The sequence below is a fragment of the Streptomyces sp. NPDC045695 genome, from assembly GCF_056432025.1.
On record NZ_JBWKJU010000006.1, the window covers coordinates 84,459 to 104,625 of the forward strand.

Consider the following 20,167-nt stretch of genomic DNA (forward strand, 5'->3'; position numbering starts at 1 on the left):
TTCTCCTAGAGACGGGGCGGGGCGGGGGGCGGGGCGGTGGAGAGCCGGACCTTGAGCTCGGTCGAGAGCTCCATCCGGGGGCTGACCAGGGGCGGCCCGTCCAGGAGCTGGAACAGCGTGCGGGCGGCGAGCCGGCCCATCTCCTCCAGGGGCTGGCGCACCGTCGTCAGCGGGGGTGACAGCCATTCGCACATCGGCAGGTCGTCGAAGCCGACCACGCTGAGGTCCTGCGGGATGCTCAGCCCGCCCTGCCGGGCGGCTTCGTAGACGCCCATCGCCTGCTGGTCGCTGCCCGCGAAAACGGCGGTCGGTGGATCGGGGAGGGCGAGCAGTTCCCGGGCGCACCGGAACCCGCCCTCGTGCTGGAAGTCGCCGAACCGGATCAGGTCGCGGTCGACCTCGACCCCGGCCCGCTCCAGCGCGGCGCGGTACCCGTCGATGCGGGCCTGGCTGCAGAGCATCTCCTTGCGCCCGCCGATCGTGGCGATCCGGCGGTGCCCCAGCCCCAGCAGATGCTCGGTGGCGGCGAGGCCGCCCGCCCAGTTGGTCGCGCCGATGCTCGGCACCCCGTTGCCCGGCAGATCGATCGGGTCGATGACGACCAGCGCCACACCTGCTTGTTCGACCTGGGCGCGCTGGGCCTGGGTGACCGAGGCAGTGACGAGGATGACGCCGTCGCTGTGGTGCAGGACGGGCAGTGCGGCCCAGCTCGACGGCGTGGCCTCGCCCGGCGGGACGAGCGATACGACGGTGCCGACGCTGCGCTGGGCGCACTCGGCCTCGACGCCGCGCAGTATCTCCACCGCCCACGCGCTGTCCAGACCGCCGATGATCAAGTCGACCAGGCCCGACCTGCGGGCCCTGCCCTGCCGGCCGGGGTGAAGGTAGTTGCGGGAGCGCAGCAGGCTCTCGATCCGTTCGCGCGTCGAGGGTGCGACATCGGAGCGGCCGTTGATCACCTTGGACACGGTGGCCTGGGACACCCCTGCCTCCGCGGCGATGAGGGCCAGGGTCGGACGCTGCTCGCTCAACTTCTCTCCTCTGCGCGAACGCCGTGGGTCGGGCGACGGATATCGCAAACTTTCGAAGAGTTTCCGGTCGGCGCAACCTGGTTGTCAAGCTCCAAGACGGCTGCTGCACAAGGAAATTCGGTAAGAAGGCTTGACCGGTGGGCCCCGCGTTCCTAGTTTGTGGCAGCACTCGATCCGAGAAGGTTACGAAATGTTTTCGAGGTCGAACCGGCATCCCCCACCCCGGAGGTTCCATGGCCAGCACACCCCCGAGCCGACGAAGCTTCCTGGCGCTCTCGGGCCTGACCGTCCTGTCCGTCTCGCTGACCGCGGCCTGCGGCGGCGGGGACTCCGGCTCCGGCCCGGCGGCCGACGGCAAGGTGAGCTTCGCCTGGTGGAACATCGCCACCACGGAACCGGGCAAGTCTCTCTTCCCGCAGATCTCCTCGGCGTTCACGGACGCCCACCCGAACCTCACGATCAAGACGACGTCGTTGGAGAACGAGGCGTTCAAGTCCAAGCTGACCGCGACCACTTCTTCGGGCCGGCTCCCCGACGTCTTCCAGACCTGGGGCGGCGGCGTGTTGCGGCAGCAGGTCGACGCGGGGCTGGTCGAGGACCTCACCGACGCGTTCGGCTGGTCGTCCGAGCTCACCCCCGTCTCGCTGCAGGCCTATCAGATCGAGGGCCGGACCTACGCCGTGCCCTACGACGTCGGCATGGTCGGCTTCTGGTACAACAAGAAGCTCTTCGCCCAGGCCGGGATCACCGCTCCGCCGGCCACCTGGGCCGAATTCCTCGAAGACGTCAGGAAGCTCAAGGCGGCGGGCGTCACCCCGATCGCCCTCGCGGGCAAGGAGAACTGGCCGGGCCACTACTACTGGGCCTACCTCGCGATGCGCGTCGCAGGCCTCCCCGCGCTGCAAGAGGCGGCGACCGCCAAGGACTTCACCGGCGCCGGCTTCGTCCGGGCCGGCGCCCAACTCAAGGAGCTGGTCGACCTCCAGCCGTTCCAGACGGGATTCCTCGGCGCCGGCTACTCCACCCCCGGCGGCCAGGCCGCGACCATGGGCAACGGCAAGGCCGCCATGGAGCTGATGGGGCAGTGGGCGCCGTCGGTGCAGAAGGACGCGGGCGCGGACCTCGGAGCGGACCTGGGCTTCTTCCCCTTCCCGACGGTCGACGGCGGCGTCGGTCAGGTCACCGAGGTGTTCGGCGGTGGCAACGGTTTCGCGCTGCGCAAGGGAGCGCCGAAGGAGGCGCTGGAGTTCCTGAAGTTCTTCGTGCTGGAGAACGAGTCCAAGCTGCTGGCCTCCAACGGCTACCTGCCGGTGGTCAAGGGAGCGGAGAGCCAGCTCACCGAGCCCAACAGGAAGGCGGTCGCCGACAGCCTGGTCAAGGCGACGGGCTTCCAGCTCTTCCTCGACCAGGCCTACCCGCCCGCGGTGGGCCAGCAGGTCAACGACAGCGTCGCGGACCTCATCGCGGGCAAGAAGACGCCCGAGCAGGTCACCGCGTCGATCACCCAGGCTGCGAAGGGTGCCTAGCTCCGTGGCCACCCCGACCAAGGACCCGACCAAGGACCTGACCAAGGACCCGGCCGAGGAGCGGACGCGGGACGCCGAGCCGGTGCACCCGCCCGCCCCGTCGCGCTCGCTCCTGCGCCGGTGGGGAAACTGGGCGTCGGTCGCGTGGTTCCTCCTCCCGGCTCTGGTCCTCTTCCTCGTCTTCGTCCTCGCCCCGATCGCCGTCGCCGTCTACACCGGTTTCTTCAAGTGGGGCGGGGTCGGCCCCATGGACGACTTCGTCGGCTTCGAGAACTACGCCGAGCTCTTCGACGACGAGGTCTTCCGCGGCGATCTGGGGCGCGGGCTGTACCTGATCGCCCTGTCGCTCACGGTGCAGTTGCCCTTCGCGTTGTTCACCGCGGTCCTGCTCAACCAGAGGCTGCGCGGCCGGGCCGTCTACCGGATGCTGTTCTTCGCGCCGTACATCCTGTCCGAGGTGGTCACGGCGGTCCTCTTCACGATGATCTTCCTGCCCGACGCCGGCATGGCCGACCACCTCGCCGGCGCGCTCGGCCTGGAGGGGCTGCAGGGCAAGTGGCTCGCCGACCCCTCGACGGTCATGCCGACCCTCTTCACGGTCATGACCTGGAAGTACTTCGGCTTCCACATGATGCTCTTCCTCGCCGGTCTGCAGGGCATCCCGGGCGAGATCCTCGAAGCCGCCTCCATCGACGGCGCCGGCGCCTGGCAGCGCTTCCGGAACGTGACGCTGCCGCTGCTCGGCCCGACGATCAGGATCAGCGCCTTCCTCTCGGTCATCGGGGCCATCCAGCTCTTCGACCTCGTCTGGGTCATGACCGCGGGCGGGCCCAACCACTCCTCCGAGACGATGGCCGTCTCGATCTTCCAGTACGGGTTCAAGCGCTACCAGGTCGGCTACGCCAGCGCGATCAGCGTCGTGCTGTTCATGATCAGCCTGGTCTTCTCCCTCTTCTACCAGCGCTACGTGCTCCGCCGCGACCTGAGCGGGGCCATCACCTCGGGAGGTGGCCGATGAACGCCCGCAGGACCGCACGCGGCCTGTCCCTGCACGCCGTGGTCTGGCTGATCGGCGCGTTCGTCGCCGTGCCGCTGGTCTACGCCGTGATGTCCGGGTTCAAGAGCACCGGCGAGCTGACCACCAACCCGTTCGGGCCGCCGGAGCACTGGAAGACCGGCAACTACACCGCCATTCTCGGCGACGGAATGTTCTGGCGGCAGATCGCCAACAGTGCGGGCATCGCGATCGGGACGACGTGCTGCACGGTGGCGGCGTCCGCGATGGCGGCGTTCGTGCTGGCCCGCTACGCCTTCCGGGGCAGGGAGTTGTTCTACACGCTGTTCACGATCGGGCTCATGTTCCCGTTCGCCGTGGCCGTCCTGCCGCTGTTCCTGCTGCTGCGCAACGTCGAACTGCTCGACAACCCGCTCGGAGTGATCCTCCCGCAGGCGGCCTTCGGTCTCCCCATGACGATCATCATCCTGCGCGGCTTCTTCCGGACCATCCCGGCGGAGGTCGAGGAGGCGGCCGTCATGGACGGCTGCGGCAAGTTCCGCTTCTTCTGGAAGATCCTGCTCCCGATGGCCCGTCCGGCGCTCGGCACGGTGTCGGTGCTGGCGATCGTCGCGAGCTGGAACAACTTCCTCCTGCCGCTGCTGGTGTTCAACGGCCCGACCTGGCAGACGGTCCCGGTCGGAGTCCAGCAGTTCCAGGGCCAGTACTCGACCGACTACGCGCTCGTCCTCGCCTACATCGTGCTCGCCATGGTCCCCGCCCTCGCCTTCTACGCCGTCGCCGAGCGGCAGTTGATCGGCGGCCTCACCGCAGGCGCCACCAAGGGCTGACGCGTCGCGCGTGACCTCCCCCCTCCCGTCCCCGACCTGCGAAGGAGCTCTTCCCATGTGGTTTCGCCATCCGTCCCCGGTCGACCTGAGACGACGCCTGCTCGCCGTCCTCACGCCCCTGCTGCTCCTGGCCGCCTTCCTCGGTGTCCAGCCCGCCGGGGCCGCGACGACCATCGACCCCAACGCCTCGTACGTACTGGTCAACCGCAACAGCGGCAAGGCCCTGGACGTCTACAACCTGTCGACCGGCGACGGCGCCCGCATCACCCAGTGGACCAGGAACGATCAGAACCAGCAGCAGTGGCAGTTCGTCGACTCCGGCGGCGGCTACTACCGCATCAAGTCCCGCCACTCCGGCAAGGTGCTGGACGTCCAGAACGGGTCCACCGCGAACGGCGCCCCGATCGTCCAGTGGGCGGACCTGAACGCCACCAACCAGCAGTGGCGGCTGGCCGAGAGCCCGGACGGCTACGTCAGGCTCATCGCGCGCCACAGCAACAAGGCCCTCGAAGTACAAGGCGGCTCCACCGCCGACAACGCGAACGTCGTCCAGTACGACGACTGGGGCGGTACCAACCAGCAGTGGCAGCTCGTCCGGGTCGGCGGCGGCAGCCCCGGCACCTGCACCCTCCCCTCGACGTACCGCTGGACGTCGACGGGCCCGCTGGCGCAGCCGAAGCCGGGGTGGGCTTCGCTCAAGGACTTCACCGTCGCCCCCTACAACGGCCGGCACCTGGTCTACGCGACCACGCACGACACGGGGAAGAACTGGGGCTCGATGAACTTCGGCCTGTTCACCAACTGGTCGGAGATGGCCTCGGCCAGCCAGAACACGATGTCGACGTCCACCGTCGCGCCCACGCTCTTCTACTTCGCGCCGAAGAACATCTGGGTGCTCGCCTACCAGTGGGGTGGCGGCAGCGCCTTCTCCTACCGGACGTCGAGCGACCCCACCAACCCGAACGGCTGGTCGTCACAGCAGGTGCTCTTCTCCGGGAGCATCACCGGCTCCACCACCGGACCCATCGACCAGACGCTCATCGCCGACAGCACGAACATGTACCTGTTCTTCGCCGGTGACAACGGAAAGATCTACCGGGCCAGCATGCCGATCGGGAACTTCCCGGGCAGTTTCGGCGCCACCTCGACCGTGGTCATGAGCGACACGACGAACAACCTGTTCGAAGCCGTCCAGGTCTACAAGCTCCAGGGCCAGAACCGCTACCTCATGATCGTCGAGGCGGACGGCGCGCAGGGCCGCTACTTCCGCTCGTTCACGGCCACCAGTCTGGACGGCTCCTGGACGCCCCAGGCCGCGACCGAGAGCAACCCCTTCGCCGGAAAGGCCAACAGCGGCGCCACCTGGACCAACGACATCAGCCACGGCGAACTGATCCGCACCAGCGCCGACCAGACCTTCACCGTCGACCCGTGCAACCTGCAGTTCCTCTACCAGGGACGCAACCCCAACGTCGGCGGCGACTACGGCCTGTGGCCCTACCGGCCGGGTCTGCTGACACTCCAGCGCTGACGGCGTGACCGGTCCGGCTCGGCAGCGGAGCCGGCGTGGCGGGCCCGGCGCAGCGCCGGGCCCGCCACGGTCACGCGAAGGGGCCGCCGCTCAGCGCGGCGTCACAGCTGGGGGACGTACGGGGCGAGGCCGACGATGAGGACGGACCGTTCGCCCGGGCCCGCCCCGGAGCCCGCGCGGACCGGGCCGACGTAATGGCTGACTCTGTGGTCGTGGACGGCGTACCCGTCCAGCGGGTCGGTGAGGGTGAAAGCGGCGTGGACGTCAGCCCACGGGTCCTCGGGCTGGAGGCCCGCGCTGCCCGGTGTCGCGATGACGTTCTGCCCGCCGGTGACGTTGGTACGGCTGATCAGATGGGCGAAGGTGAACGTACTGGCCGAACCGCCGTCCTGGTGCAGGCAGTCCGGCGACGAGACGGCGATCTGGCCCGGGTGGTCGACGCCGAGCCTGATCAGGTGGACACCGGCCCACAGCGGTCGGCGCCCCAGATCCCTCAGCGACAGGACCTGTTCGATGTCCCAGCGCAGGAGCCGCAACAGCAGGGCGTTGCCGCGCAGTGCCTCGGGAAGGTCGGGGAGCACCCGTCGCGTTCGCGGATGCCCGGGATCGCCCTCGCCCTGGGAGAAGTCGGTGACCGTGCCGTGGACGGGGTCCGGGGTGCCGGGGATCCAGGACAGTTCGTCCTTCCAGGGCAGGTACACGGCATGGGAGTACCGGCGGAACCGGTTCGTCCCCGGGGCGTACGGGTCGGGCGGCAGAGCCGCGAAGACCTCCCGGATCCCGGCCAGGTCCCGGGCCGCGGAGCCGGTCAGGGTGATGCCGAGCTGCTCCGCGCCGTAGCGGGCGAACCCGCGCTCGCGCAGCGCATCCCTGCCCTCACCCGGACCCGCTGCCTCCCCCTGCGGGGGCTCCGCCTTCTCCACGTGTTCCTCCCACGGGCCACCGCCCTCGCGGCGTGCGGAGGCGTCAGGGCCGGTCGTACTGTACGCACTTGAGCGAGTTGGCGTTCGCGTCGTCCAAGCAGACGAGGACATGCGCGGCCCCACCGGGGACGTCCGTGGGGATCGAGGCGCTGACGGTATACGTCACGTCGCACTTGGTACTGGTGCTCCTGGCGCCGAACTCGTTGCCGGAGGCATCGTACGCAGCGAGCCACGCCCTGCGGCAGCCGACGGCCCGCAGTGTCCCGCTGAAACCGACCGACCGGTTGTACCAGGTCAGGGTGCCGTGGACATAGCTCGCCCCGTAGGGGACGTCGACGGTGGTGGTCGGGTAGGTGGTGGTCTGCGCACTGGCGGCGGGAGCGCCCAGCAGCATGCCCGCGGTCAGGGCGACGGAACCGAGGGCGGCGGCGAAACGAGTCTTCATGCGATCTCCAAGAGACGATGAGCCGGTTGCGGCTTCCCATCCTGGGCGGGCCTGGCGCCCGCGGCCCAGCCCTTAAGCCACGGCTTAAAGGGGGGCCGGGACAGCTGGCGAGGCGCCGCCCCCGTCTCCCTCCCCGCCTCCCGTTTCCGGCAGGGCTCCGGTCCGCAGCAGGGCCAGACCGAGGGGAGTGATGAGGTGCAGCACGGACCCGCCCCGGCGGCTGGTGGTGATGAGGCCCGCGTTCCGCAGTACGGTCGTGTGCTGACTGGCCGCTGCGGCCGTGACGCCGAGGCGGCGGGCCAGTTCGCTCGTCGTGCACCCGTCCGCCGTCACGTGCAGGGCGGCGGCTCGCGTGCGGCCGAGCAGAGGCCCCAGGTCCCGCACGGCGGAGCCCTCCGCTTCCACCGGTCCGGTACCGGCCAGAGGCCCGCGCAGAGCCGGTACGGTCAGCCGGGGCGGCTGGGCGGTATCCAGCGGATCCCACAGGAAGCTCACCGGACGCGTCGAGAAGACCGTGGGCGTGATGATCAGCCCCCTCCCCTGGAGACGCACCTCGACCCGGCGCGGGTAGGGGGCTTCGAGCACCGGCGGCCGCCAGCGCACCAGTGGTGCGCCGATCGAACGCAGCAGCAGATCGATGCCGCCCTCCACCATCAGGTCCGCGCATCGGGTGGACAGCGCGACCAGATCGGACCGTCCCCGCTGCCAGTACGGCTCCACGGTCACCCGGTGGCAGGCGCGCACGGCCCCGGCGAGCTCCCGGCGCGCCTCACGGTCGCCCTCGGACACCCGCCTGGCCCACGACCGGTGTCCGGGGTGGAAGTCGAGACCCTCGAACTCGCGTCGCAGCTGGGACACCGGGGCGCGCAGCAAGTTGTCCACGGCATGGTCCAGCGAGGGCACGTCGCCCATCAGGGCCAGCAGATCGAGCCCGGGACCGCGCACCGGGACCAGGGACGTCAGGGGGCGCGTGTCGGCTCCCATCCGGCCGGCGACCGCTGACCGCCACGTGCGGAAGTGCGGCAGTTCCCGCTGATCCCTCAGCAGCTCCAGGCTGTAGTAGACCTCCGCCGCGACGCCGATCGTCGCGGCCACCCGTGTCCGGGCGAGGTCCTCCCTCGTGAAGTGAATGCGTAACACCGACCGGCCCCCTGCCACCGAAGTAGAGCGCGCGAGCACCCCCAGCATGCCCGACCCCGCCGTGCGGCACCCCGGGTTCCACGTCGTCAGGCGGGGATGGGCCGCCCGGGGGCGGGCGTGACCGTGGCCTCGGCGATGAGCAGGGCGACGTCGTCGTGGTCGTCGGGGTGACGCAGGGAGTCGAGGAGCCAGTGGCAGGTCTCGTCCAGCGGCCGGCGCGGTGCGTCCAGGGTGCGCAGCAGGGTGTTCAGGCGGTCGTCGATGGAATGGCGGCGGGTTTCGACGAGGCCGTCGGTGTACAGGATGAGCCGGTCGCCCGTGCCCAGGTCGAAGGAGGTGGTGTGGAAGGGGATGCCGCCGACGCCGAGCGGCGCGCCGGTGGGCAGGTCCAGCAGCCGCGGGGGTCCGTCGGCCGGGGCGAGGACGGGCGGCAGATGCCCGGCGTTGGCGATGCGGCAGGTGTGGTCGTGGGGGTCGTAGACGGCGTAGATGCACGTGGCGATGTAGTGCTCCAGTCCTTGGGTGATCTTGTCGAGGTGGTGGAGGACCTCCTCGGGGGTGAGGTCGAGGTCGGCGAAGGCGCACGTAGCGGTGCGCAGGCGGCCCATGGTGGCGGCGGCGTCGATGCCGTTGCCCATGACGTCGCCGACCACCAGGGCGGTCCTGTCGCGTGCGAGGGGGATGACGTCGTACCAGTCGCCTCCCACCTCGTGGGTGGCCTGGGCCGGCTGGTAGAGGGAGGCGATGGTCAGCCCGGCGAGGGGAGGCGGGGGACTGGGCAGGAGGCTGCGCTGGAGGGTTTCGGCGGTGTTGCGGACGCTCTGGTGCCAGCGGGCGTTGTCGATGGCGATCGCGGCCCGGGCGGCCAGCTCACCGGCGAGCAGGACGTCGTCCTCGTCGAAGGGCTGGGGGTTGCGCGCGCGCAGCAGGTCGAGGACGCCGAGGACCTCGTTGCGGGCGATCAGCGGCACCGCGAGGTAGGAGTGCACCCCGGCCTCGGCGAAGGCGGCCGCGGCTTCGGCGTCGCGGGCGATGTGCTGGAGATCGCTGCCGCTGGCGTGGGTGACGACGATGGGCGCCCCGGTGTGCACGCAGCGGGTGATGAGCCGGTCGGCTCCGTACGCCGCGAGGTCGCCGGCGGCCAGCGCGGCGGTGGCCGCGGGGGTGGGGTAGGCGGCCGCCACGGCGAGCGCCCGGAACATCTCCGGGCCCGGCTCACGGGGCGGTGCGGCCCGGCGGAAGGCCAGGACGTCGTCGAGGACGTCGACGGTGGCGATGTCGGCGAGGTCGGGAACGGCGACGTCGACCAGCTCCCGCGCGGTGTGCTCGACCTCCAGGGTGGTGCCGACGCGGGCGGAGGCGTCGGCGATCACGGCCAGACGGCGCCGCGCCCGGTCCGCCGCGGTGGTGGCCTGGTGGCGTTCGCTGACGTCGACCACCGAGTTCGCCACGCCGATGACGCGGCCGCCGGCGCCTTCGATGCGGAAGTACGACACCGACCAGGCGTGGTCGTGTTCCAGGTCGGCCGGGGTGCGGCCGACGGTGTACTGGTCGATCACCGGAGTGCCGGTGAGCAGCACTTGGCGCAGTGCCGACTCGATGGTGTCCACGTCGAGGAAGGTGAGGAGGTCGCGGGGGTGCTTGCCGATGTGGTCGGCGGCCGGGACGCCGTTGATGCGTTCCAGGGCCGGGTTGATCAGCAGGTAGCGCAGGTCGGTGTCCAGGAGGGCGATGCCGATGGGGGCCTGCGCCACCAGGCGCTGGGAGAGCGCCAGGTCGGTCTCGACCTGCTGCAGGGTGCTCTGGTCGGCTGCGATGCCCAGGGCGTAGACGTCGCCGAGGTCGTCCAGCAGCCGCACGTTGCGGAACTCCACCAGGCGCGTGCTGCCGTCCTTGTGCCGGATCGGGAACGCGCCGGCCCAGCTCGTCCCGGTGCTCATCACCTCGGCGAACAGCCTGGTCACCAGGTCGCGGTGCTCGTCGCGGACCAGCATGGCCGCGTACTGGCCGAGCGCCTCCCTGGCGGTGTAGCCGAAGACCTCCTCCGCCTGGGGGCTCCAGAACACGATGCGCCCCCGGGTGTCGAGCACCACGGCGGCCACGCTGAGCAGATCGAGCAGCCCTCCCGGCGGCAACGGCCCCGGCGAGCGGTCCCGCTCGTCCCACCGGAGCGGCTCGTGTGCGGCCATGACGGAACGCTCCCTAGAAGAAGCGCCTGCCCGCAGGACCTTCCCGTCGGACAGGGGTCGTTCAGGTCGTTCAGCGCGTGATCGCCCCGGGTTCCCTGTCGAACGCAGGCACATTCAACGCTACCGGCTGGTCCGAGGACGCGCACAAGGGGACGTGGCGGGATGCCGCGGTGGGCCCGCGGGTGGTGACTGCTCCGCGTGGCGGGTGTACGGGCCACCCGGTAGCGTCGAAAACGCGCGTTCCGCCCCAACCGCTGCGGCCTGGCCCGGCAGGGTCGCCGCCGATGTCGGCAGAGGAACGGAATCACATGCCAAAGCACAGCATTCCCGCGGTGACTGCCGGGGCAGCTCTGGTCTGTCTGGCGGCATTGGGCCCCACCACCGGCAGCGCCGCGTCAGCACCCGTCCAGCCCACCTGGCAGCCCAGCCCGGCGGGCTCGGCCCGGTTCGTGCCCGGCTCCTGCCCGAAGCCGCCCGAGCCGATCGAAGCGCTGACCGACGCACGGTGCGGCTTCCTGGAGGTCCCCGAGAACCGCTCCCGCCCCGGAAGCCGGACCATCAGGCTGGCCGTGGCCGTCATCCCGGCCGTCACCCCCGCGAAGCCCGCGCAGGCCCCCGTGGTGTTCATGGCGGGCGGCCCCGGTGCCGACACGTTCGACGACATTCCGTTCCTCGTCGACTCCGGCCTGAACAAGGACCGCGAGCTGATCATCATGGCCCAGCGCGGCAACCTCTACAACCGGCCGAACCTCGCCTGTCCGGAGGTCGACCGGTTCAACGCGCAGGCCGTCGGCCTGGGCTACGACGCACAGGAGGCAGAACAGCGCTTCCTGAAAGCGGTGAAGGACTGCCGGGACCGCCTGACGGCCGACGGGACGGACCTGAGTGCCTACAACTCCACAGAGAACGCAGCCGACTTCGTCGACCTGCGCAAGGCACTGGACATCCCCCAGTGGAACGTCTACGGCTACTCCTACGGCAGCAACCTGGCGCTCACGTACCTGCGCCTGCACCCCGAGGGAATCCGCGCGTTCGCGATCGACTCGATCACCCCTCCCCAGGTCGTGACCCTGCCGTGGACCTGGGGCAGCACCGCCGAGGGGATCGACAACATCTTCGAGGCGTGCGAGGCGCAGCCCGCCTGCAAGGACCGGTACCCGGACCTCCCCGGCATGCTGACGGAGCAGGTGCGCAAGCTGGAGGCACAGCCCCTGACGCTGAACGTCCCGCCGCCGAGCGGAGGAAAGCCGGTCAAGGTCGTCCTCGACGGGGGCGCACTGCTCAACATGATCGTCGCCTTCAACCCCGGCCCCAAGGACCTCCCGGCGGCGCTCGCGGAACTGAGCAACGGAAACCCGGAGCGCTTCGCGAAGGCCCGCGCGGCCGGCTCGGTCCAGAAGGTCGGCGAGTTCGCCCACGGCCTGACGAACTCGGTGGTGTGCAGCGAGTGGGCGCCGCGGTACTCGGAGGCCGACGTGCTGAAGGCGGGGCGCGAGGCCTACCCCGGGTGGCCGGACACGGTCCTGGCCCAGGTGCCGCAACTCCCCTTCCAGTATGCGGCATGCGGGATCTGGAACGTCCCGGACCGCGCGTCCGTCCAGCGGGTGGCCACGGTCAGCTCCGTACCGGCGCTCGTCATCTCCGGCACGTTCGACGTGAAGACAGCGGTGAGCTGGGCGAAGGACGTCGCCCGCAACCTGTCCGGCTCGACCGCCATACAGGTCCCCGGCATCGGCCACTGGGTGGTCCCGCAGTCGCACTGCGCGCAGAGCGTGCTCGCCTCGTTCTTCGCTCGCCCGACCGCGCCCGACACCCGTTGCGTGGACGATCTCAAGCCCGAACCGTTCACGATCATCCCGAAGTAACCGGGAGGGCAGATGACACCGCATCAAGCGCACCGTCGTCGCCGCACCTCACGACGGCTCCTGGCCGCGTCGGCCGGCATGGCGACGGGTCTCCTCGTCACCGGCCTTCTCACCGCGCCCGCTCAGGCCCGTCCGCATGCCGACGACGGCACCGGAGCGCCGATCGGCACGACCGCCCGGACGGTGGGCGACGCCCGCTACGAGCCGGGTGCTTGCCCGAAGACACCGGAGCCGATCGAGGAGCTCGAAGGGGCCCGCTGCGGAACGCTCACCGTGCCCGAGAACCGTGCCGAACCCAGCAGTGAAACGATCAGACTCGGTGTCGCGATCGTGCCCGCCACGGCCGGCACACCGAAATCCGACCCCATCGTGTGGCTCGCGGGCGGACCGGGTGACGACGCCGTGGGCGAGGCGAAGATGGCGATCGACGGCGGCCTGAACCGCGACCGTGACGTGGTCCTCATGTCCCAGCGCGGTACGTACTCGGCCGACCCGACGGCCCTTTGCCCCAACATCGACGCATTCAACGCACGCGCGGTCGGCCTGGTCTACGACGCTCCGTCCACCGAACGCCTGCACGTCGAGGCCACGAAGGCCTGCCGCGACGAACTGGCGGGCCGAGGGCTGGACCTCAGCGCCTACAACGACACCGAGAGCGCCGCCGACTACGAGGACCTGCGCACCACGCTGGGCGTCAAGCAGTGGAACCTGTACGGCATCTCCTACGGCACCCACCTGGCGCTGGTCTACATGCGCCTGCACCCCGAGGGGCTCCGCTCGGTGGGCATCGACGGCATACTGCCGCCGTCCAGGTCCGGTTCGGCTTCCACCTGGAGCAGCTTCCGGCAGGGTGTGGACGGCCTGTTCAAGGCCTGCGCGGACCAGCCGGCGTGCAACAAGCGCTACCCGAACCTGTCGGCCACCTTCGACAAGCTCGTCAGCGACCTCGAAGCCAAGCCCGTCACCACCACCGTTACGCTCCCCGGCAACGACAAGCCGGTGAAGGTCGTACTGGACGGCGGAGCGCTGGTGAACTGGATGACCTCCGCCACCCACGTGGCACCCCAGGTACCCCGCGCCCTCGACGAGCTGGCCAACGGCAAACCACAGCGAATCGCCCGGCAGTGGGCGGGCGGGAAGCTCAGCCCGGCTGCCATGGGCAGGGTTGGGCACGGTCTCGCCTACGGGGTCTTCTGCAGCGAGTGGACGCCGTACGAGAGCCAGGAGGAGGCGCTCCGGGGCGGACAGGAAGCGTTCCCGTCGTTCCCCCGCTCGGTGCAGGCCCAGGCGCCGCAGCTCACCTTCCTCCGTCCCGACTGCGACGTCTGGAACGTCCCCCCTGCGGCGCCCTCGATCCGGGATGCCACGCGCGGTGACATCCCCACCCTCGCCCTGTCGGGCAGCTTCGACTCCCAGACCGGGGCGGACAACGGGCCGTACGTCGCCCGTACGCTGAGCAAGGCCAAGGTCGTCACGATCCCCTACGAGCCGCACGTGGTGTTCGCCACGTCGAAGTGCGCCCAGAAGATCGCCGTCTCGTTCTTCGAGACCCCGGCCGCGCCGAAGACCGAATGCCTGAAGGGCCTGGAGCCGCCCGAGTTCGAGATCGCTCCCTGATCACCGGTCGTGGTCCACTGCGGGACCACCGTCCTGGTCGTCACGAACCGGCGACCAGGACGCTCCCGGTGTCGGGCCCGACGAAATGCGTGCCCCTTCCCACCCGTCGGAGCCACCACCATGGCCACCACCTGGGACCCCCGTCACCCACGCCGCTCCGGAGCCTCGCTCCTGACGGTCCTGCTTCCCCTCGCGGTGCTGATCGTGATGGCGGTGGCGGTGGGGTCGTGGCTGCAGTTCACCGAGCGCCAGGCGCTCGACACGGTCCACACGGTCGGATCCCAGGCCGCGGACCGGGTGGACGTGGAGGCCAACGTGCAACGCGTCGACGCCGCGGCCAGAGAGCTGGCACTGCGGGTCCGGGTCACCGCGCGCGGGGCCCTCGGCGAGGAGGAGGGGACCGCCCCGGTGGCCGATCTCAGCCTCCAGACCTCCGCGCAGACACTCGGCGACCTGGAGTTCAAGGCGCACGAGCGGCTCACGACCAGGGACGTGCAGGTCGCGCTCACGGACGGGTCGATCAGCGACTACCCCTTCGATACCTACGAGACCGACATCGAGTTCTGGGCGCAGTTGGACGGCAAGCCGGTGCCGGTGCGGATGCTGTTCTCCAACAACGACCCGCTCTTCTCGGTCTCCGCGACACCCGCTCCGTCCGAGCAGGGTGCTGTCGGCGCGGCGCTGGGGCTGGGACTGGCCCGATCGGGCAGCCTGCTCGTCTTCGTGGTCTTCATGATGGCCGTGATGTGGGCGCTGGCGGCGTCCGTGCTCATGGGGGCCTGGTACCTGACGACCCGCGGAGAGGGTCTGGTCTGGGCCGCCCTCGGCTGGATGGCCGCCACCCTCTTCGCCCTCTCGGCCTTCCGCAACAACGCGCCCGGCACACCGCCGATCGGCTGCGTGATGGACTGGTTCGCCTTCCTGTGGGCCGAAACCCTCATCGCCCTCTGCCTGATCGCCGTGGTCGTCACCGGCGTCCGCACCGCCCTCCGGCACGACGACGCCCGTCCCCCCTGACGTCGAGAGGGGAGGGCACGCGCGCCACCTGGACTGCCTGCAACGTGTTCAGGACCCGACGGGTCCGGGCCGCTCCAGAAGGTCATCCAGCGGTACGTCGGGATCGGCGAGCTCCGCCGGGTCGACCGGGTGCCCGCAGGTCACCAGGGCGCGGATCGGGTCGGTGACGTCCCAGACGTTGACGTTCATCCCGGCCAGGACGCGGCCCGCGGAGAGCCAGAAGGCGATGAACTCGCGGGAGTCCCGCCGGCCGCGGAAGACGACCTGGTCGTAGCCGCCGGGGTCCACGTAGCCGGTGTACTCCATGCCCAGGTCGTACTGGTCGGTGAAGAAGTACGGGACACGGTCGTAGGCCACGTCCTGGCCGAGCATCGCCTTGGCCGCGACCTGCGGCTGGTTGACGGCGTTGGCCCAGTGCTCGACACGGATGTGCTTGCCGAGCAGCGGGTGGAAGGCGTTGGCGACGTCCCCGGCGGCGTGGATGTCCGGGTGCGAGGTGCGCAGGCGGGCGTCGACGCGGATGCCGTTGTCGACCTCCAGGCGTGCCGCCTCGGCCAGCCTGGTGTTGGGCGTGATGCCGACCCCGACGATGACCGCGTCGGCGTCGATGCGGGTGCCGTCGGCCAGCAGTACGCCGTCCGCCCGCCCGCCGTCGCCCGTGATCTCGGCGATCTGGACACCGAAGCGCAGATCCACTCCGTGATCGGCGTGCAGGTCGGCGAAGACCTGGGAGACCTCGCGGCCCAGCACGCGCAGCAGCGGCAGCTCCGCCATCTCCAGTACGGTGACCTCCGCGCCCGCCGCGCGGGCGGCCGCCGCCGTCTCCAGGCCGATCCAGCCGGCGCCGATCACCGCGATGCGGGAGGCCGACGCGAACGACTCCCTGATGCGGTCGCTGTCGGCGAGCCGGCGCAGGTAGAGCACTCCGTCGAGGCCGGCCCCCGGCACGGTGAGGCGGCGCGGGGAGGAGCCCGTGGTCAGGAGCAGTTTCGCGTAGCCGATGCGACTGCCGTCGGCGAGCGTCACCTCGTGTCCGTCCGGGTCGATCGCGGTGACCGCGCTGCCCAGGCGCAGGTCGATGTCGTGCTCGGCGTACCACGGCTCGGGATGGACGTAGACCGTTTCCCGCTCGTCCTTGCCCAGCAGGTAGCCCTTGGAGAGCGGCGGCCGTTCGTAGGGGCGCTCGCTCTCCTCTCCGAGCAGTGCGACGGGGCCGTCGAAGCCCTCTTCGCGGAGGGTCTGTGCTGCCTTCGCGCCGGCCAGGCTCGCTCCGACGATCACGAATGCGGTGTGCGCGGTCATGTTCGCTCCTCGCTTGACGCTGTCTGCGTGTCTACGGTGTGGTGCCCTCGCCCGCGGCGCGCAGCTCGACACAGCACCGTCCCGGGTGGGGTGCGAGGACCGCGTCGATGCCGTTGGCCTGCAGTCCGGTGAGGAAGCCGCCGAGGAAGGCGTGGTTGATGCCGCAGACCAGGCCGGGGGAGCGGGTGGCGAGAGGGTGGAAGGGGCAGTTCAGCAGCCGCAGCTCCGTCGGGGCCCGGCGGTCGGGCTCGAAGCCGTGCTGTTCCAGCACCGCTTCCGTGAGCGTGAGGGAGCGTTCGGCTCCCAGGCGGCCGGGCCGGCTGTGGGCGCGGGTGCGCGCTCCGAGCGCGTTGCCCCGGTCGCGGGCCGTGCGCAGGGCGGCGGCCTGCGCGTCCTCTCCCGGCTGCTGGCCGGCGACCGCGTCGATGAGGATCTCGGCGAGGACGTCGGGACGGCGCTCGGGGATGCTGACGCGGATGTCGGTCGCGGCCGGCTCGTAGACCTTGGGCTTGCGGCCGACCTTGCGGAGGCCCGCCGGGTCGTCGTAGCGGGAGACCAGCAACCCGGCCGCGACGAGCTTGTCCAGGTGGAAGGCGGCCAGCTTCACGGAGATCCCCGCCTCCGAGGCCGCGTCCTCTCGGGTCACCGGCCGATGGGCGCGGCGTACGAAGCCGTACATCCTGCGGCGCAGCCCGTCCGAGAGGACGGCGACCTCGTCCAGCCCGCCGACGGCGGGGAGCGGGTCGGGAACCGGAGTCAGTTCGGAGGTCATGTCTCCACCATAACCCCAGCCATCGCTGACATAACCGCCATCGTCGGCCCGTTTTCTCCTGCTCTTGACCCGCTCCCGGAATAAATCCAATACTAGTTGGTGAAATCGAGGAGGGCCGACATGCAGAGCGAACCGTACGGATCGGTGACCGACATGCCCCAGCGCATCCCGTCCGTAGCCGCGCCACCGCCTCTGCGGGTGGTGCACGACTCGGACGGGGTGGACCTGGCGGCCGCGGAACTCGCGGCGGGCCAGTTCCTGGAGGCGCTGGGCATCACCACCGATTCGGAGAGCCTGCGGGGCACCCCGGGCCGGATGACCCGCGCCTACGCGGAACTGTTCAGCCCCCGCCCCTTCGACCTGACCACGTTCCCCAACGACGAGGGCTACGACGAACTGGTCCTCGCCCGCAGCATCCCGCTCCGGAGCGTCTGCGAACATCACCTTCTGCCCTTCGTCGGGACCGCCCACATCGGCTACCTCCCCGGGCAGCGGATCCTCGGTCTGTCGAAGCTCGCCCGCGTACTGGAGCACTTCGCCTGCCGTCCCCAGGTCCAGGAGCGCCTCACCAAACAGGTCGCCGACTGGCTCCAGACGCACCTGGAACCCAAGGGCGTCGGCGTCGTGATCCAGGCCGAGCACACCTGCATGACCCTGCGCGGCGTCCAGGCCGTCGGCGCCACCACCATGACCTCCACCCTCCTGGGGCTGCTGCGCACCGACCCCCGGTCGCGCGGTGAGTTCCTCGCCCTGACCGCCCTGCCCCGCTGACGTCCGGCCCGGGGGGACGGCCACGCCGGGCCGTGCGGGCCACCGGGGTGGCGCGTCACCGGTCAGAGGCCTGGATGAGCAGGAGGGCGATGTCGTCGTGACGGGGCGCGGACGCGGTGGCGTAGGCGACGAGGCGGTCAGCGACCTCGTCCATCGTGCGGCCTTCGACGTCGGCGAGCTGGCGGGCGAGGTCGGCCGTGGTGTCGTCGATGTCGCTGCCGGGGATCTCGACGAGTCCGTCGGTGTACAGGGCGAGCATGCCGCCGGGAGGCAGCGCCACCTCGGTGGTCGGGTAGCCGGCGTCGGGGTCGATGCCGAGGAGCAGGCCCGGGGGCACGTGCAGCACCTCGGTGCGTCCGTCGGGGTGACGCAGGATCGGCGGGGGGTGCCCGGCGGTGGCGAGGTGCGCCCGGTGCCGCGCGAGGTCGATGTGGGCGATCAGGCAGCTGGTGAAGAGCCCCGGGTCGAGGTCGACCAGCAGGCGGTTGGTGCGGGCGAGCACCTCGCCGGGCGGGGTGCCGATGGTGGCGTGGGCGTGGACGGCGGTGCGGACCTGCCCCATCAGGGCCGCGGCGGTGATGCTGTGGCCCTGGACGTCACCGATCGCCACGGTGACCGTGGTGTCGTCGCGGCGGATGAGGTCGTAGAAGTCGCCGCCGATGTCCATGCCACGGCCGGCGGGGAGGTAGCGGGCGGCCACGTCGAGGCCCTGGATGCGCGGGAGGGTGTGCGGCAGCAGGACCGATTGCAGGGTGTGGGCCAGCTCGTGCTTGGTGTCGTAGAGGCGGGCGCGGTCCAGTGCCTGGGCGACGAGGCCCGCCAGTGAGGTCAGTACGGCGCGTTCGGCGGGCGTGAAGGAATGGGGTCGGCCGTAGGCGAGGACCAGGGAGCCGACGACGCGGTCGGATGCGATCAGCGGCAGGAAGGCCCAGGACGCCATGCCGTCCACATGGACGGCCGAGGAATACTCGCGCTGTAGCTCGGCGAAGGTGGTGAAGAAGCTGGGCACCCCGGTGCTCAGCACCCGTGCCGTCGGCGTGTGGGCGGTCAGCGGCTGGAGGTCGAATCGCTCCATCAGCTCGGCGGTGTAGCCGCGGTAGCCGATGACGCGGAGCCTGCCTTCCTCCGCTGTCAGCACGGCCATGGCCTGGGGGCCGAAGGCGGGCACGATCTGGTCCGCCACCAGATCGACGACCTCCTGCACTCCCACGGCTTCGGTCAGGGCAGCGGCCAGGTGCATCAGATGGTAGAGCGAGGTCACGCCGGCCAGCTCTGCGGAGGGCAGCGGCTCGCGGCGGGTGTCCGACCCCTCAGGGCCCGCGACGGGGGTGATGTGGACGCTGATGCCGGACGCGTCGGGGTAGAGCTGGAACGACAGCCACGTGCCCGGCGGGCGCAGCGCCGTGAACGAAGTGGGCTGGCGGCTGACCACCGCCGCCCGGTAGTGGTCTTCGAAGACGGGCTCGCGCATCCACGCCAGCACCTCCCATGGCCGGGCACCCCGGAGGACCGCCCCGTCGGCGCCGACGAGGTCGGTGGCGGCGGAGTTGATGAAGGTGATGCGGCCGTCCAGGTCCATGGCGCAGCAGCCCACCGGCAGGCGCTCGGCGAAGCTGACCCCGGCCAGCGCCTCGTCCGGATCGGGGACGCGGGAAGCGGGCGGGGGCAGCACGCGGGGCGTGTTCCCCGGCGTCAGGTGCCCGTGGTCGGCGGCCTGCCGCAGCACCCCCCACGCCGTACGGCAGAAGGCGTCGATCGCCGCGCGTTCGGCCGGGCTCGGTTCCGGCGGGCGGAAGACGGGCCACAGCAGCACGAGTCCGCCCGACGCGACGGCGTCGTCCGTGATCGGGGCAGCGGCGAGCATGAAGTCGTACGGCAGCACGAGCCCGAGCCGGGGATAGCGTCGCGCGACCTCTTGCCGGCCGCCCAACCACACCAGGCGGTCTTCCCGTACGGCGTCCGCGACGGGGATCGGTGCGCCGAGGTCGATGCGCGCCCACGGGGCGGTGATGTGCCCCGGAGCTCCGGAGACCACCGCCAGATGCAGGACGCGCTCGCCCGGCGGAAGGAGGTACACGAGAGCCACGGAAGCCCCGGTGGCCTGGACCACTTCGGCTACGGCGGCATCGAGCCGCTCCAGACCGGCCCCTGCGGCGGAAGCAGCCGGCCGCACGTCTTCAGCGCCCGTCGTCC

At 70.8% G+C, this 20,167-nt stretch carries 16 protein-coding genes; 8 read left to right on the top strand and 8 right to left on the bottom strand.

Features of this window, described 5'->3' with window-relative positions; translation table 11 throughout:
• Nucleotides 1-5: 5 nt before the first annotated feature.
• The gene (locus tag AC07DU_RS13075) at nucleotides 6-1,031 is read right to left on the bottom strand and encodes a LacI family DNA-binding transcriptional regulator (protein ID WP_360897046.1); all 1,026 of its coding nucleotides are present in this window, start codon (nucleotides 1,029-1,031) and stop codon (nucleotides 6-8) included.
• 233 nt (nucleotides 1,032-1,264) lie between these two features.
• Between AC07DU_RS13075 and AC07DU_RS13080 the strand changes: the two genes are divergently transcribed.
• From AC07DU_RS13080 to AC07DU_RS13095, 4 genes are all read left to right on the top strand, one after another.
• A complete protein-coding gene (locus AC07DU_RS13080; RefSeq protein WP_479111275.1) occupies nucleotides 1,265-2,557 on the top strand; it encodes an extracellular solute-binding protein in 1,293 nt (430 codons plus the stop codon).
• A 112-nt stretch (nucleotides 2,558-2,669) separates the two neighbouring features.
• Nucleotides 2,670-3,575, top strand: coding sequence for a carbohydrate ABC transporter permease (locus AC07DU_RS13085; RefSeq protein ID WP_479111604.1), 906 nt, complete (start codon nucleotides 2,670-2,672; stop codon nucleotides 3,573-3,575).
• Nucleotides 3,572-4,402, top strand: a complete 831-nt coding sequence (locus tag AC07DU_RS13090; RefSeq protein ID WP_453371544.1) for a carbohydrate ABC transporter permease — start codon at nucleotides 3,572-3,574, stop codon at nucleotides 4,400-4,402. The genes AC07DU_RS13085 and AC07DU_RS13090 overlap by 4 nt, the downstream gene beginning before the upstream one ends.
• 55 nt (nucleotides 4,403-4,457) lie before the next feature.
• Nucleotides 4,458-5,933 (top strand): non-reducing end alpha-L-arabinofuranosidase family hydrolase, encoded by a 1,476-nt coding sequence (locus AC07DU_RS13095; protein WP_479111278.1) that lies wholly within the window; start codon nucleotides 4,458-4,460, stop codon nucleotides 5,931-5,933.
• Between the two features lie 101 nt (nucleotides 5,934-6,034).
• On the opposite strand, the gene AC07DU_RS13100 is transcribed toward AC07DU_RS13095, so the two are convergent.
• From AC07DU_RS13100 to AC07DU_RS13115, 4 genes are all read right to left on the bottom strand, one after another.
• Nucleotides 6,035-6,856, bottom strand: a complete 822-nt coding sequence (locus tag AC07DU_RS13100) for a 2OG-Fe dioxygenase family protein (protein WP_479111280.1) — start codon at nucleotides 6,854-6,856, stop codon at nucleotides 6,035-6,037.
• Nucleotides 6,857-6,899: 43 nt separating this feature from the next.
• Nucleotides 6,900-7,301 (bottom strand): hypothetical protein, encoded by a 402-nt coding sequence (locus tag AC07DU_RS13105; protein ID WP_479111282.1) that lies wholly within the window; start codon nucleotides 7,299-7,301, stop codon nucleotides 6,900-6,902.
• An 84-nt stretch (nucleotides 7,302-7,385) separates the two neighbouring features.
• Nucleotides 7,386-8,441 (bottom strand): ArsR/SmtB family transcription factor, encoded by a 1,056-nt coding sequence (locus AC07DU_RS13110; protein ID WP_479111284.1) that lies wholly within the window; start codon nucleotides 8,439-8,441, stop codon nucleotides 7,386-7,388.
• 86 nt (nucleotides 8,442-8,527) lie between these two features.
• Nucleotides 8,528-10,630 (bottom strand): SpoIIE family protein phosphatase, encoded by a 2,103-nt coding sequence (locus AC07DU_RS13115; RefSeq protein WP_479111286.1) that lies wholly within the window; start codon nucleotides 10,628-10,630, stop codon nucleotides 8,528-8,530.
• A 308-nt stretch (nucleotides 10,631-10,938) separates the two neighbouring features.
• On the opposite strand from AC07DU_RS13115, the gene AC07DU_RS13120 reads away from it, so the two are divergent.
• The 3 genes from AC07DU_RS13120 (at nucleotide 10,939) to AC07DU_RS13130 (ending at nucleotide 15,129) form a co-directional block, all read left to right on the top strand.
• A complete protein-coding gene (locus AC07DU_RS13120; protein ID WP_479111288.1) occupies nucleotides 10,939-12,495 on the top strand; it encodes an alpha/beta fold hydrolase in 1,557 nt (518 codons plus the stop codon).
• 12 nt (nucleotides 12,496-12,507) lie between these two features.
• Complete coding sequence (locus tag AC07DU_RS13125; RefSeq protein ID WP_479111290.1) at nucleotides 12,508-14,112, top strand: alpha/beta fold hydrolase; 1,605 nt, start codon at nucleotides 12,508-12,510, stop codon at nucleotides 14,110-14,112.
• Between the two features lie 120 nt (nucleotides 14,113-14,232).
• The gene (locus AC07DU_RS13130; RefSeq protein WP_479111292.1) at nucleotides 14,233-15,129 is read left to right on the top strand and encodes a DUF4436 family protein; all 897 of its coding nucleotides are present in this window, start codon (nucleotides 14,233-14,235) and stop codon (nucleotides 15,127-15,129) included.
• A 48-nt stretch (nucleotides 15,130-15,177) separates the two neighbouring features.
• Here the strand turns inward: AC07DU_RS13130 and AC07DU_RS13135 are convergent, their stop codons facing one another.
• Together AC07DU_RS13135 and AC07DU_RS13140 are read right to left on the bottom strand one after the other, a co-directional pair.
• Complete coding sequence (locus tag AC07DU_RS13135) at nucleotides 15,178-16,431, bottom strand: NAD(P)/FAD-dependent oxidoreductase (RefSeq protein WP_479111293.1); 1,254 nt, start codon at nucleotides 16,429-16,431, stop codon at nucleotides 15,178-15,180.
• A gap of 31 nt (nucleotides 16,432-16,462) precedes the next feature.
• Nucleotides 16,463-17,203, bottom strand: coding sequence for a helix-turn-helix transcriptional regulator (locus tag AC07DU_RS13140; protein ID WP_479111295.1), 741 nt, complete (start codon nucleotides 17,201-17,203; stop codon nucleotides 16,463-16,465).
• Between the two features lie 120 nt (nucleotides 17,204-17,323).
• On the opposite strand from AC07DU_RS13140, the gene folE reads away from it, so the two are divergent.
• On the top strand, nucleotides 17,324-17,974 hold the full coding sequence (gene folE / locus AC07DU_RS13145; protein ID WP_479033398.1) for a GTP cyclohydrolase I: 651 nt from the start codon (nucleotides 17,324-17,326) through the stop codon (nucleotides 17,972-17,974).
• 55 nt (nucleotides 17,975-18,029) lie between these two features.
• Here folE and AC07DU_RS13150 read toward each other — a convergent pair whose 3' ends face one another.
• Nucleotides 18,030-20,147: a SpoIIE family protein phosphatase gene (locus tag AC07DU_RS13150; RefSeq protein ID WP_479033401.1), complete on the bottom strand. Its 2,118-nt coding sequence runs from the start codon at nucleotides 20,145-20,147 to the stop codon at nucleotides 18,030-18,032.
• Nucleotides 20,148-20,167: the final 20 nt, after the last annotated feature.

Coding starts and splice junctions, on each gene's coding strand:
- AC07DU_RS13080 (WP_479111275.1), top strand. CDS start 1,265: ATGGCCAGCACACCCCCGAGCCGACGAAGCTTCCTGGCGCTCTCGGGC.
- AC07DU_RS13090 (WP_453371544.1), top strand. CDS start 3,572: ATGAACGCCCGCAGGACCGCACGCGGCCTGTCCCTGCACGCCGTGGTC.
- AC07DU_RS13095 (WP_479111278.1), top strand. CDS start 4,458: ATGTGGTTTCGCCATCCGTCCCCGGTCGACCTGAGACGACGCCTGCTC.
- AC07DU_RS13105 (WP_479111282.1), bottom strand. CDS start 7,301: ATGAAGACTCGTTTCGCCGCCGCCCTCGGTTCCGTCGCCCTGACCGCG.
- AC07DU_RS13115 (WP_479111286.1), bottom strand. CDS start 10,630: ATGGCCGCACACGAGCCGCTCCGGTGGGACGAGCGGGACCGCTCGCCG.
- AC07DU_RS13120 (WP_479111288.1), top strand. CDS start 10,939: ATGCCAAAGCACAGCATTCCCGCGGTGACTGCCGGGGCAGCTCTGGTC.
- AC07DU_RS13125 (WP_479111290.1), top strand. CDS start 12,508: ATGACACCGCATCAAGCGCACCGTCGTCGCCGCACCTCACGACGGCTC.
- AC07DU_RS13130 (WP_479111292.1), top strand. CDS start 14,233: ATGGCCACCACCTGGGACCCCCGTCACCCACGCCGCTCCGGAGCCTCG.
- AC07DU_RS13135 (WP_479111293.1), bottom strand. CDS start 16,431: ATGACCGCGCACACCGCATTCGTGATCGTCGGAGCGAGCCTGGCCGGC.
- AC07DU_RS13140 (WP_479111295.1), bottom strand. CDS start 17,203: ATGACCTCCGAACTGACTCCGGTTCCCGACCCGCTCCCCGCCGTCGGC.
- folE (WP_479033398.1), top strand. CDS start 17,324: ATGCAGAGCGAACCGTACGGATCGGTGACCGACATGCCCCAGCGCATC.